Annotated in this window: 10 protein-coding genes and 1 pseudogene; 8 read left to right on the forward strand and 3 right to left on the reverse strand. The window is 55.3% G+C overall.

Going from position 1 to position 13210, the window contains the following annotated elements; all coding sequences use genetic code 11:
- Positions 1 to 54: 54 nt before the first annotated feature.
- The 3 genes from znuA to lpxM all read left to right on the forward strand — a co-directional run bounded on the left by znuA (position 55) and on the right by lpxM (position 3432).
- Positions 55 to 999: a zinc ABC transporter substrate-binding protein ZnuA gene (znuA, locus tag ABLU78_RS23420; protein ID WP_015705954.1), complete on the forward strand. Its 945-nt coding sequence runs from the start codon at positions 55 to 57 to the stop codon at positions 997 to 999.
- A 15-nt stretch (positions 1000 to 1014) separates the two neighbouring features.
- A complete protein-coding gene (gene mepM / locus ABLU78_RS23425) occupies positions 1015 to 2334 on the forward strand; it encodes a murein DD-endopeptidase MepM (RefSeq protein ID WP_032711932.1) in 1320 nt (439 codons plus the stop codon).
- A gap of 126 nt (positions 2335 to 2460) precedes the next feature.
- On the forward strand, positions 2461 to 3432 hold the full coding sequence (lpxM, locus tag ABLU78_RS23430) for a lauroyl-Kdo(2)-lipid IV(A) myristoyltransferase (protein ID WP_045387535.1): 972 nt from the start codon (positions 2461 to 2463) through the stop codon (positions 3430 to 3432).
- A 249-nt stretch (positions 3433 to 3681) separates the two neighbouring features.
- Here lpxM and pyk read toward each other — a convergent pair whose 3' ends face one another.
- Complete coding sequence (gene pyk, locus ABLU78_RS23435) at positions 3682 to 5124, reverse strand: pyruvate kinase (RefSeq protein ID WP_015365996.1); 1443 nt, start codon at positions 5122 to 5124, stop codon at positions 3682 to 3684.
- Positions 5125 to 5249: 125 nt separating this feature from the next.
- A pseudogene (locus tag ABLU78_RS23440) lies at positions 5250 to 6154 on the reverse strand (MurR/RpiR family transcriptional regulator).
- 319 nt (positions 6155 to 6473) lie between these two features.
- On the opposite strand from ABLU78_RS23440, the gene zwf reads away from it, so the two are divergent.
- The 3 genes from zwf (at position 6474) to ABLU78_RS23455 (ending at position 10663) form a co-directional block, all read left to right on the forward strand.
- Positions 6474 to 7949, forward strand: a complete 1476-nt coding sequence (gene zwf / locus ABLU78_RS23445; RefSeq protein ID WP_015365999.1) for a glucose-6-phosphate dehydrogenase — start codon at positions 6474 to 6476, stop codon at positions 7947 to 7949.
- Between the two features lie 222 nt (positions 7950 to 8171).
- Positions 8172 to 9983: a phosphogluconate dehydratase gene (edd, locus tag ABLU78_RS23450; protein WP_015366000.1), complete on the forward strand. Its 1812-nt coding sequence runs from the start codon at positions 8172 to 8174 to the stop codon at positions 9981 to 9983.
- Between the two features lie 38 nt (positions 9984 to 10021).
- Positions 10022 to 10663 (forward strand): bifunctional 4-hydroxy-2-oxoglutarate aldolase/2-dehydro-3-deoxy-phosphogluconate aldolase, encoded by a 642-nt coding sequence (locus ABLU78_RS23455; protein ID WP_015366001.1) that lies wholly within the window; start codon positions 10022 to 10024, stop codon positions 10661 to 10663.
- Positions 10664 to 10716: 53 nt separating this feature from the next.
- Here the strand turns inward: ABLU78_RS23455 and purT are convergent, their stop codons facing one another.
- Positions 10717 to 11895, reverse strand: a complete 1179-nt coding sequence (purT, locus tag ABLU78_RS23460; RefSeq protein ID WP_045387532.1) for a formate-dependent phosphoribosylglycinamide formyltransferase — start codon at positions 11893 to 11895, stop codon at positions 10717 to 10719.
- 136 nt (positions 11896 to 12031) lie between these two features.
- On the opposite strand from purT, the gene ABLU78_RS23465 reads away from it, so the two are divergent.
- Positions 12032 to 12391, forward strand: coding sequence for a YebG family protein (locus tag ABLU78_RS23465; RefSeq protein ID WP_048228939.1), 360 nt, complete (start codon positions 12032 to 12034; stop codon positions 12389 to 12391).
- A 104-nt stretch (positions 12392 to 12495) separates the two neighbouring features.
- The gene (locus ABLU78_RS23470; RefSeq protein WP_048228938.1) at positions 12496 to 13167 is read left to right on the forward strand and encodes a DUF533 domain-containing protein; all 672 of its coding nucleotides are present in this window, start codon (positions 12496 to 12498) and stop codon (positions 13165 to 13167) included.
- Positions 13168 to 13210: the final 43 nt, after the last annotated feature.

A 13210-nucleotide genomic window follows, 5' to 3' on the forward strand; every position in this document is an offset into this window, starting at 1 on the left:
ATTGAATGTTATAATATCACATCACTTTCGCTCATTACGATGATTAGTCGCATTATGTTACATAAAAATACGCTTCTTTGCGCTGGACTTAGCGCCGCTTTTTTGTTCGCTCATGCCCCGGTAGCTAATGCCGCCGTCGTCGCTTCCATGAAACCCCTTGGCTTTATCGCTTCCGCTATCGCCGATGGCGTGACGGAGACTCAGGTGTTATTGCCTGACGGGGCTTCCGAGCATGATTATTCACTACGCCCGTCAGATGTAAAACGCTTACAGAACGCAGACTTAGTGGTATGGATTGGTCCAGAAATGGAAGCATTCATGGACAAGTCAACGCAAAGCATTGCGGAGCAGAAAAAGGTCACCATCGCCCAGTTGGATGGGGTGAAACCGTTGCTCATCAAAGGGACGGATGATGACGATGACGAACATGGTCACGAACATGCTAATGGCGAAAAAAGTGACGGCGATCACCATCACGGCATTTACAATATGCATCTGTGGCTCTCCCCAGAGATAGCGCGGCTCTCAGCGGTTGCAATCCACGATAAATTATTGGAACTTATGCCGCAGAGTCGAGCCAAACTTGACGCCAACCTGAAGGAATTTGAGGCAAAATTAGCCGCAACCGACAAACAGGTGAGTAACGAGCTGGCGCCGGTGAAAGGTAAGGGGTATTTCGTTTTTCATGATGCCTATGGCTACTACGAAAAACATTACGGTTTGACCTCATTGGGACATTTTACCGTCAACCCTGAAATCCAGCCTGGTGCGCAGCGTTTACACGAAATAAGAACACAGTTGGTTGAGCAAAAAGCGACTTGCGTTTTTGCTGAGCCACAATTCAGGCCAGCGGTCATCGAAGCTGTTGCCAGGGGGACCTCCGTGCGCATGGGAACCCTGGATCCACTTGGAATCGGAATTAAGCTGGGTAAAGACAGTTACCCTCAGTTCCTGAGCCAGTTGGGGCATCAGTATTCAAGCTGCCTGAAAGGAGATTAACGAGGAAGTGAATACGTGCAACAGATAGCCCGCGCTGTCACTCAGGCATTCAACAATCTGCCACGACCCCATCGCGTTATGCTGGGGTCGTTGAGCGTTCTAACGTTAGCGGTCGCCGTCTGGCGGCCCTACATCTACCACCCGGAATCAGCCCCGATAGTCAGAACGATTGAGCTGGAAAAAAGCGAAATCCGCTCTCTGCTGCCGGAAGCTTCCGAACCCATCGATCAGGCGCCGCAGGAAGAAGAAGCTATCCCGCAGGATGAGCTCGATGACAAATCCGATAGCGACTCCGGCGGCCATGAATATGTGGTTTCTACCGGCGATACGCTGAGCAGTATTCTTAATCAGTACGGTATTGATATGGGCGATATCGCTCAACTCTCCTCTGCTGATAAAGAGCTGCGTAATCTTAAAATTGGTCAACAGCTCTCCTGGACGCTAACCGCTGATGGCGATCTACAAAGCTTGACGTGGGAGATGTCGCGCCGTGAGACGCGTACTTATAACCGCGTCGCCAATGGTTTTAAAATGAGCAGCGAGCTGCAGAAAGGGGATTGGGTCAACAACGTCCTGAAAGGCACCGTTGGCGCCAGCTTCGTCTCCAGCGCCCGTGATGCTGGCCTTACCAGCTCGGAAATCAGCGCGGTCATCAAAGCGATGCAGTGGCAGATGGACTTCCGTAAGCTGAAAAAAGGCGATGAATTCTCGGTCCTGATGTCGCGTGAAATGCTTGATGGCAAGCGCGAGCAGAGCCAGCTGTTAGGCGTGCGTTTACGTTCCGATGGCAAAGACTATTACGCGATCCGCGCCGAAGATGGCAAATTCTACGATCGCAACGGTACGGGCCTGGCGAAGGGCTTCCTGCGCTTCCCGACCTCGCGTCAGTTCCGCGTGTCGTCTAACTTCAACCCGCGTCGCCTGAATCCAGTGACCGGGCGCGTCGCGCCGCATCGCGGCGTTGACTTCGCTATGCCGCAGGGCACGCCGGTGCTTTCCGTCGGCGATGGTGAAGTGGTAGTGGCGAAACGCAGCGGCGCGGCAGGCTACTATGTTGCCGTGCGTCATGGCCGAACCTATACCACCCGCTATATGCACCTGCGCAAGCTGCTGGTGAAACCGGGGCAGAAAGTGAAACGCGGCGATCGTATCGCGCTGTCGGGCAATACCGGGCGTTCTACTGGCCCGCACCTGCACTATGAAGTCTGGATTAACCAGCAGGCGGTTAACCCGCTGACGGCGAAACTGCCGCGTACCGAAGGCTTAACCGGTTCCGATCGTGCCGATTATCTGGCGCAGGCCAAAGAGGTTATCCCGCAACTGCGCTTTGATTAGCCTGAATAATCATTACAGAAAGCCGGCGCCCGTAATGCGCCGGCTTTTTCTTTTGTGCGATGAGTGACGTATCGCTAAACTAAGCCATTATCTTTATTGATTGAGCAGACCTTCTGCGGACCGGGCATGGAAACGAAAAAAAATAACATTGAGTTTATCCCCAAATTTGAGAAATCTTTTTTACTGCCGCGCTATTGGGGCGCGTGGTTAGGCGTTTTCGCCTTCGCCGGTATTGCGCTGACCCCTCCCTCTTTCCGCGATCCTATTCTCGGCAAACTGGGGCGTTTCGTTGGGCGTCTGGCAAAGAGCTCGCGCCGTCGGGCGCAGATTAACCTGTTGTACTGCTTCCCGGAAAAAAGTGAGCAAGAGCGTGAAGCGATCATTGATGCGATGTATATGTCGGCTCCGCAGGCGATGGTGATGATGGCCGAACTCGGCATGCGCGATCCGCAGCGCGTGATGTCCCGCGTTGACTGGCAGGGGAAAGAGATCATCGACGAGATGCGCCGCAATAATGAAAAGGTCATCTTTTTAGTGCCGCACGCCTGGGGCGTGGATATTCCGGCGATGCTGATGGCTTCGGGCGGGCAAAAAATGGCGGCGATGTTCCATAACCAGGGGAATCCGGTATTTGACTATGTCTGGAACACCGTGCGCCGTCGTTTCGGCGGGCGGATGCACGCGCGTAACGATGGTATCAAGCCATTTATTCAATCGGTTCGCCAGGGATACTGGGGCTATTATCTGCCCGACCAGGATCACGGCGCCGAGCATAGCGAATTTGTCGATTTCTTCGCGACTTATAAAGCGACTCTTCCGGCGATTGGTCGTTTGATGAAAGTCTGCCGCGCGCGTGTAGTGCCGCTGTTCCCGGTGTATGACGGTAAAACGCATCGCCTGACGGTGCTGGTGCGCCCGCCGATGGACGATCTGCTGGAAGCCGATGACACGACGATTGCGCGCCGTATGAACGAAGAGGTTGAGATTTTCGTCAGGCCGCATCCTGAGCAGTATACCTGGATCCTGAAACTGCTGAAGACGCGTAAGCCGGGCGAAACCGAGCCTTACAAGCGCAACGAACTGTTTCCGAAGAAGTAAGCTGTATGCTGCGCTGAGCAGGGCTACGGCGCCTGCATTCACCAGACCGTAGGCCGGATAAGGCGCAGCCGCCATCCGGCGCAAAAGCAGCTCCTTATCCGCGGATATTGCCCGGCGGCGCTGCGCTTGCGCGGGCCTACAAAACATTTCCGTATGCTACCATCGCCGGCATGTTGTGATGCCTGTATTTACCAGGATAACAAGCATAAAAAAGCCTCCGTAAGGAGGCTTTCCCATCACTGAAGGCGATTACTCAACGGTCAGGATACGGGTGGTGTTGGTGCTGCCGATGGTGCTCATCACGTCGCCCTGGGTGACGACCACCAGGTCGCCGGAGACCAGATAGCCTTTATCACGCAGCAGGTTAACCGCGTCGTGCGCGGCGGCAACGCCGTCGTTATGGCTGTCGAAATGAACCGGAGTCACGCCACGATAGAGCGCCGTCAGGTTCAGAGTACGCTCGTGACGGGAGAGGGCGAAAATTGGCAGTCCGGAGCTGATACGTGAAGTCATCAACGCGGTGCGGCCGGACTCGGTCATGGTGATAATCGCGGTAATACCTTTCAGGTGGTTGGCCGCATACATTGCCGACATGGCAATCGCTTCTTCGACATTGTCGAACTGGACGTCAAGACGGTGTTTGGAAACGTTGAGACTTGGGATCTTCTCCGCGCCCAGGCACACCCGCGCCATCGCGGCGACGGTTTCTGACGGATACTGGCCGGCAGCGGTTTCTGCGGAGAGCATCACGGCATCGGTACCGTCCAGTACGGCGTTCGCCACGTCCATGACTTCCGCGCGGGTCGGCATCGGATTGGTAATCATTGATTCCATCATCTGCGTGGCGGTGATGACCGAGCGATTAAGCTGGCGAGCGCGGCGGATCAGCGCCTTCTGGATACCCACCAATTCCGGATCGCCGATTTCCACACCGAGATCGCCGCGAGCTACCATCACCACATCGGAGGCGAGAATAACGTCGTCCATGGCGTCCTGGTCGCAGACCGCTTCCGCACGCTCGACTTTAGCGACGATTTTCGCATCGCAGCCAGCGTCACGGGCCAGACGGCGAGCGTAGTTCAGGTCTTCGCCGCAGCGCGGGAAGGAGACCGCCAGGTAATCAACGCCAATTTTTGCGGCGGTAACGATATCGGCTTTGTCTTTATCGGTTAACGCTTCTGCAGACAGCCCGCCGCCGAGTTTGTTGATACCTTTATTGTTAGATAGCGGGCCACCAACGGTAACTTCGGTGAAAACTTTCATCCCCTGTACTTCCAGGACCTTCAACTGCACGCGTCCATCGTCGAGCAGCAGGATATCGCCTGGAACGACGTCCGCCGGCAGGCCTTTATAGTCGATGCCGACTTTTTCTTTATCGCCTTCGCCTTTGCCCAGGTTGGCGTCGAGCAGGAATTTGTCGCCAATGTTGAGGAAAATTTTGCCTTCTTTGAAGGTAGAGACGCGGATTTTCGGCCCCTGCAGGTCGCCGAGAATCGCAACGTGACGGCCCAGTTTTGCTGCAATTTCACGGACTTTGTCTGCGCGGAGTTGGTGATCTTCCGGGGTACCGTGAGAGAAGTTCATGCGTACGACGTTAGCGCCCGCGGCGATAACTTTTTCGAGGTTGTTATCGCGGTCAGTTGCTGGGCCTAAGGTCGTTACGATTTTGGTTCTGCGAAGCCTTCTGGACATGTAATACTCCGTTGACTGAAACAACTTTGGTGTTGCGTGAACATGGATTCGGTAGCGCCAAATCCGCTAACGGGCGGAACTGCTACGCTGCCGGGACATAATTGGTCTCTGACTTATAATGACTATTATTGTTTATCACTACTAATGAGTAGTTCTTTATCAAAGCGCGATTCCTTCAGCGCTTCCTTGACCCTCTTCAAGTTATCTCTGAATTTTGCTCCACGGCGCAGGGTAAAGCCGGTCGCCAGCACATCAATCACCGTGAGCTGGGCCAGGCGCGACACCATCGGCATATAAATATCGGTGTCTTCCGGAACATCCAGGGTAATGGCCAGCGTCGACTCCCGCGCCAGCGGGGTCCCGGCCGAAGTGATGGCAATGACCATGGCATCGTTTTCACGCGCTAACTGCGCCAGTTCAACCAGGCTTTTGGTGCGTCCGGTATGTGAAATGATGACCACCACGTCATCATCGTTACAATTCATACAGCTCATGCGCTGCAGGACAATATCGTCGGAGTAGATGACCGGGACGTTAAAACGGAAAAATTTATTCATCGCGTCATGCGCGACGGCTGCTGAAGACCCCAGGCCGAAGAAGGAAATTTTCTTCGCCTGGGTAAGTAGATCCACTGCCCGGTTGACCGCGGACATATCCAGCGCATGATGTACCTGATCGAGGCTGGCCATCGCCGATTCGAAAATTTTCGCCGTATAGGATTCGACGCTGTCGTCTTCATCGACATTACGGTTAACATAGAGGGTACCGTGTGCCAGACTTTGCGCCAGGTGCAGTTTAAAATCGGGGAACCCCCGGGTTTCCAGGCTGCGGCAAAATCGGTTTACGGTCGGCTCGCTGACGCCGGCTTCCAGCGCGAGGGCCGCTATGCTTGAGTGAATGGCCTGCGCCGGTGTGGCAAGAATGACTTCCGCCACTTTGCGTTCAGATTTGCTAAGGTTTTCCAGTCGGGACTGGATTTTTTCCAGCATGTTCATTGTTTACAGGCGCTCATCAATGGAAACGATTTCATTAATGGGTGAAATCATCAGGCGTTTTAGCAAGAATATACCCCTCCGCAATCAGAAGCGGTGAGGAATGACGAGAAAAAATGTCGTTTTTTTTCATTACATGATCAGAGTCGTATTTTACTAACTGAAAACCAGACGAAACAACGAACATTCTTAGCCTGATGCCCAATTTGTCGGCGAACGCTTTTCCTCTATGTGCGGTAACGTCGGGAAAGCACCGCCAAGGGTTTCAGGAAATTCGTAAACACAGTACAGTGCAGCGTAAGAAAATTACAAATTTAGCCTGGCATAAGCACCAGACTATCAACTGAGGAGAATGACATGGCGGTAACGCAAACGGCCCAGGCATGCGATCTGGTCATTTTCGGCGCGAAAGGTGACCTCGCGCGCCGTAAACTGTTGCCTTCCCTGTATCAGCTTGAAAAAGCTGGCCAGATTAACCCTGAAACCCGCATCATCGGCGTCGGTCGCGCTGATTGGGATAAAGACGCTTATACCAAAGTTGTGCGTGAAGCGTTAGAAACCTTCATGAAAGAGAAAATCGACGAAGGTTTATGGGATACCCTGAGCGGTCGTCTAGACTTCTGTAATCTTGATGTCAACGATACCAGCGGTTTTACGCGTCTGGGCGATATGCTGGATCAGGAAAACCGCGTCACCATTAACTACTTCGCGATGCCGCCAAGCACGTTCGGCGCTATCTGCAAAGGCCTGGGCGAAGCGAAGCTGAATGCCAAGCCCGCGCGGGTGGTGATGGAAAAACCGCTCGGTACCTCACTGGAAACCTCCCGGGAAATTAATGACCAGGTGGGCGAGTATTTCGAAGAGTGCCAGGTTTACCGTATCGACCATTATTTGGGTAAAGAGACGGTACTGAACCTGCTGGCGCTGCGCTTTGCTAACTCCTTGTTTGTTAATAACTGGGACTGCCGCACTATTGATCACGTTGAAATCACCGTGGCGGAAGAAGTGGGTATTGAAGGCCGCTGGGGTTATTTCGATCAAGCCGGGCAGATGCGCGACATGATCCAGAACCATTTGCTGCAGATCCTGTGCATGATCGCCATGTCGCCGCCGTCGGATCTGACTGCCGACAGCATCCGCGATGAAAAAGTGAAAGTGCTGAAATCGCTGCGCCGTATCGATCGCTCGAACGTGCGTGAGAAAACCGTCCGCGGTCAGTACACCGCCGGGTTTGCGCAAGGTAAAAAAGTACCGGGCTATCTGGAAGAAGAGGGCGCTAACAAATCCAGCAACACGGAGACCTTCGTAGCCATTCGCGTGGATATCGATAACTGGCGTTGGGCTGGGGTGCCGTTCTACCTGCGTACCGGTAAACGCCTGCCGACGAAATGCTCCGAAGTGGTGGTGTACTTCAAAACTCCGGAATTGAATCTGTTCAAAGAGACCTGGCAGGAGCTGCCGCAGAATAAATTGACCATTCGTCTGCAGCCGGATGAAGGTGTGGATATTCAGGTGCTTAACAAAGTTCCAGGCCTCGATCACAAGCATAATCTGCAGATCACCAAGCTGGATCTGAGCTACTCCGAAACCTTCAATCAGACGCACTTAGCGGATGCCTATGAACGCCTGCTGCTGGAAACCATGCGCGGTATTCAGGCGTTGTTCGTGCGTCGCGATGAAGTGGAAGAAGCGTGGAAGTGGGTTGACTCCATTACCGGCGCATGGGCGGCCGACGGCGATGCGCCGAAGCCTTACCAGGCAGGTACCTGGGGACCGGTGGCGTCGGTGGCGATGATCACCCGCGATGGCCGTTCCTGGAACGAATTCGAGTAAGACTAGCGTTAATCCGGGAGAGTTATTTTACCGGTAACATGATCTGGCGCAGTCTGACGCATAATTTTTAATCTTTTAAGCCCCGGGAGGATTCACCCCCGGGGCTTTTTTTATTACACTGCCTGTAGACATTTTGCCCCTGAGCCCCAGTGGTGGTGCCATTTACACCATTATTCGTCGTCATCGCGCGGTGGCCGGACAGATAAATTTTGAGGAGCCTCTATGAATTCGACAATGTTACGGGTAACAAATCGCATTATCGAACGGTCACGCGAAACCCGCTCAGCCTACCTCGCACGAATTAATCAAGCCAAAAGCGATACCGTCCATCGTTCGCAGTTGGCCTGCGGTAACCTGGCGCACGGTTTTGCCGCCTGTCAGGCAGATGATAAAGCGTCGCTGAAGAGCATGTTGCGCAACAACATCGCTATTATCACCTCCTATAACGATATGTTGTCCGCTCACCAGCCTTATGAACATTATCCGGATATCATCCGTAAAGCCTTGCACTCCGCCAATGCGGTAGGGCAAGTGGCTGGTGGCGTGCCGGCAATGTGTGACGGCGTGACGCAGGGCCAGGATGGCATGGAGCTGTCGCTGCTGAGCCGCGAAGTGATTGCCATGTCTGCCGCCATCGGCCTGTCGCACAATATGTTCGACGGCGCGTTGTATCTTGGCGTATGCGATAAAATTGTTCCCGGACTGACCATGGCGGCGCTCTCCTTCGGCCATCTGCCGTCGGTGTTTATTCCGTCTGGTCCGATGGCCAGCGGCCTGCCGAACAAAGAAAAAGTGCGCATTCGTCAGCTGTACGCCGAAGGTAAAGTTGACCGTATGGCGCTGCTTGAATCCGAAGCCGCCTCTTATCATGCCCCGGGCACCTGTACCTTCTACGGTACCGCCAACACCAACCAGATGGTGGTTGAGTTTATGGGCATGCAGCTGCCAGGTTCCTCGTTTGTTCATCCGGACGCCCCGTTGCGCGAAGCGCTGACCAGCGCCGCCGCTCGTCAGGTGACGCGCATGACCGGCAACGGCAATGAGTGGATGCCGCTGGGTAAAATGATTGACGAAAAAGTGGTGGTCAACGGTATCGTTGCGCTGCTGGCGACCGGCGGCTCCACCAACCATACGATGCACCTGGTGGCGATGGCGCGCGCGGCGGGCATTATCATTAACTGGGATGATTTCTCCGATCTTTCTGATGTGGTGCCGCTGCTGGCGCGTCTGTATCCAAACGGTCCGGCGGACATTAACCACTTCCAGGCGGCAGGCGGGGTGCCGGTACTGGTGCGCGAGCTGCTGAAAGGCGGGTTGCTGCATGAAGATGTCAATACCGTCGCCGGCTTCGGCTTGTCGCGTTACACCATGGAACCCTGGCTGAATAACGGCGAGCTGGACTGGCGTGAAGGGGCGACCGCGCCGCTTGACGATCAGGTCATCGCTACCTTCGAGAAACCATTCTCCCGCCATGGCGGTACCAAAGTGCTGAGCGGTAACCTCGGTCGTGCGGTCATGAAGACCTCCGCGGTGCCGGTTGAGAACCAGATTATCGAAGCGCCAGCGGTCGTCTTTGAGAGCCAGCACGACGTACTGCCGGCGTTTGAAGCGGGGCTGCTGGATAAAGATTGCGTAGTCGTTGTACGCCATCAGGGGCCGAAAGCGAACGGCATGCCAGAATTACATAAACTTATGCCGCCACTTGGTGTATTATTGGACCGCCGTTTCAAAATTGCGCTGGTCACCGATGGCCGACTTTCCGGCGCATCAGGCAAGGTACCGTCAGCCATCCATGTTACTCCTGAAGCCTACGATGGCGGGCTGCTGGCGAAAGTGCGCGATGGCGACATGATTCGCGTTAACGGGCAGACCGGCGAGTTGACCCTGCTGGTAGATGAAGCTGAACTGGCCGCACGCCAGCCGCATATTCCTGACCTGAGCAGCTCGCGGGTCGGAACCGGCCGCGAGATGTTCGGCGCGCTGCGCGAGAAGCTCTCCGGAGCCGAGCAGGGCGCAACCTGCATTACTTTTTAAGACGATTCGATTTGTAGATCTGGCGAGAGAAAACTCTGATGAAAAACTGGAAAACAACTGCAGAAGCAATCCTGACTAACGGCCCGGTCGTACCGGTTATCGTGGTGAAAAAGCTGGAACACGCGGTGCCGATGGCGAAAGCGCTGGTTGCCGGTGGTGTACGCGTTCTGGAAGTTACGCTGCGCACCGAGTGCGCGCTGGAAGCTATCCGCGCTATCGCCAAAGAAGTGCCGGAGGCGATTGTCGGCGCCGGTACCGTGACCAACGTTGAGCAGCTGAAAGCCGTTACTGAAGCAGGCGCGCAGTTCGCTATCAGCCCGGGCCTGACCGAATCCCTGCTGAAAGCGGCGACCGGCGAAGGCACCATCCCGCTGATCCCGGGTATTAGCACCGTATCCGAGTTGATGCTGGGCATGCAGTATGGCCTGAAAGAGTTCAAATTCTTCCCGGCGGAAGCGAACGGCGGCGTGAAAGCGTTGCAGGCGATTGCCGGTCCATTCGGCCACATTCGTTTTTGCCCGACCGGCGGCATCTCTCCGGCGAATTACCGCGACTATCTGGCGCTGAACAGCGTGCTGTGCATCGGCGGCTCCTGGCTGGTTCCGGCCGACGCGCTGGAAAACGGCGACTACGATCGCATCACCAAACTGGCCCGCGAAGCGGTAGAAGGCGCGAAATAATTTCTGCGCCTGTAATGACAGAAGCCCGGCACGCGTGAGCGACCGGGCTTTTTTTATCCCTTCACGACAACCGCGGCGGCGGCGGTTTTGGCGCGGCTGATGGCTTCATCGACGTTGTCAGCAACCGCCAGGGTCACGCCCAGGCGACGCGCGCCGGCGATTTCCGGTTTACCGAACAGACGCAACTGCAGACCCGCGCCGACGGCGGCCTGTAGATTGCTAAAGGTCACGTTCTCACTGGTTAGCTGCGGTAAAATCACCGCCGATGCCGCCGGTCCATACTGGCGGATGGCGCCGATCGGCAGGCCGAGGAAGGCGCGAACGTGCAGGGCGAATTCCGAAAGATCCTGCGAGATCAGAGTGACCATACCGGTATCGTGCGGGCGAGGGGAGACTTCACTGAAGATCACCTCATCGCCGCAAACGAACAATTCAACGCCGAACAGTCCATATCCCCCCAGCGCCAGCACCACTTTGCGGGCGATCTCCTGCGCGCGTTGCAGCGCGAGATCGCTCATCTGCTGCGGCTGCCAGGATTCACGGTAGTCGCCATCTTCCTGACGATGGCCTACCGGGGCGCAAAAGTGGACGCCGTCGACGGCGCTGACGGTGAGCAGCGTAATTTCAAAATCAAAATTTACCACCCCTTCGACGATGACGCGTCCGGCGCCTGCGCGCCCGCCTTGTTGGGCGTATTGCCAGGCGGCGCTGAGCTGGTCAGCCGAGCGGATAAAGCTCTGGCCTTTACCGGAGGAGCTCATCACCGGCTTAACGATACAAGGCAAACCAACTTCGTCGACGGCAGCGCGGAACCCCTCTTCACTGTCGGCAAAACGATAGGCAGAGGTGGGTATTTGCAGCTCTTCGGCCGCGAGGCGGCGAATGCCTTCGCGATTCATGGTGAGTTTGGCGGCTCTCGCCGTCGGCACTACTTTTTGCCCGGCCTGCTCCAGTTCAACAAGCGTGTCGGTGGCAATGGCTTCGATCTCCGGCACGATATAATCCGGCTTTTCTAAGGCGATCAGTTCACGCAGCGCGTCGCCGTGCAGCATATTGATGACGTGCGAACGATGGGCCACCTGCATCGCCGGCGCATCGGGATAGCGGTCGACGGCGATGGTTTCAATACCCAACCGCTGGCACTCAATGGCGACTTCTTTTCCGAGCTCGCCGGAACCTAACAACATTACCTTCGTGGCCGCGGGGCGCAGCGCGGTGCCTAATAAAGTCATAACCTACTCTCAGCGTAAACAGAACATGGCGCGCATTATAAACGAAAACGTTTGCGTCTGTCTTTACACGCGTAAGTTGAGAACAGCGGCGAAATTTGATATACTGTATATAAATACAGTATAAAGAGGCTGCACAATGGCGGTTGAAATCAAATACGTCGTGATCCGTGAAGGTGAGGAAAAAATGTCTTTTGCCAGCAAAAAAGAGGCCGATGCTTACGACAAAATGCTCGATTTGGCAGAGGTGCTCAATGACTGGCTGGTCATGTGCCCGCTGGAATTGGATGAAGCTCAGCGTGACAATATGTCGATGTGGCTGGCCGAGCGCAAAGACGCCTTACACCACATTCTGAAGTCAGGGAAATTGCCGGAAGCAGAAGAGCATGCTGAGGCGGCGGCAGAAATGCCGGAGACTGCGCCTACAGAGGATGAAGCTCAGCCTGGTGCCGCCGAAGAAGGCGCCGCGAAAAAGCCGCGCAAAGCAAAGGCCGCCTGATAACCGGCGAAGCGGAAATTTTCGCATCTTTAGCCAGTCATAACATTTCCTGACGTCTTGTCGTTTAGGCTGATGGCATTGCATCTCGCGCTATGAGGAATGTTATGGCTAACTGGCTTAATCAACTCCAGTCCCTGCTGGGCCAGCAGGGCAATTCCGTCTCCGCTGAAAAATCTTCATCCGCTAAAAACCTGCTGCCCGGCGCCTTGGGCGGCCTTGCTGGCTTGTTGGTCGCCAGCAAATCATCGCGTAAGCTGCTGGCGAAATATGGCACCGGCGCGCTGCTGGTTGGCGGTGGCGCGGTGGCCGGCAGCGTGCTGTGGAATAAGTATCAGCAAAAAATGCGCGGCCAGCAGGCAGATATCGCGACACAGACATCAACAGCGTCTACCCAGGAACCGGTTGTGCTCGATGCGCGCAGCGAGCGGCTGATTACCGCGTTAGTCTTCGCCGCCAAAAGCGACGGTCATATTGACGAGCGTGAACGTCAGCATATAGAAGAGCAGTTGCGAGCGGCGAACATCGACGTGCAGGGCCGGGTGTTGATCGACAGGGTTTTAACCCAGCCGCTCGACCCGCAACGGCTGGCGCAAAGCGTGCGCGATGGGCAAGAAGCGCTGGAAATTTACTACCTCAGCTGCGCGGTAATTGATATCGACCATTTTATGGAGCGCAGCTACCTGGATGCGCTCGGTGACGCGCTTAAACTGCCTGAAGATGTCCGCGAAGAGATAGAACGCGATGTTCAGGCGCAAAAGCAGGCGCTTGATTCTTAAAAGAGAGCGTTCCGCTTGCATCGCTGGCCACTTTTGCCACCCT

Source organism: Klebsiella sp. JN_Kp122 (assembly GCF_040062085.1).
In the GTDB taxonomy this organism is placed as follows: Bacteria; Pseudomonadota; Gammaproteobacteria; order Enterobacterales; family Enterobacteriaceae; genus Klebsiella; species Klebsiella aerogenes.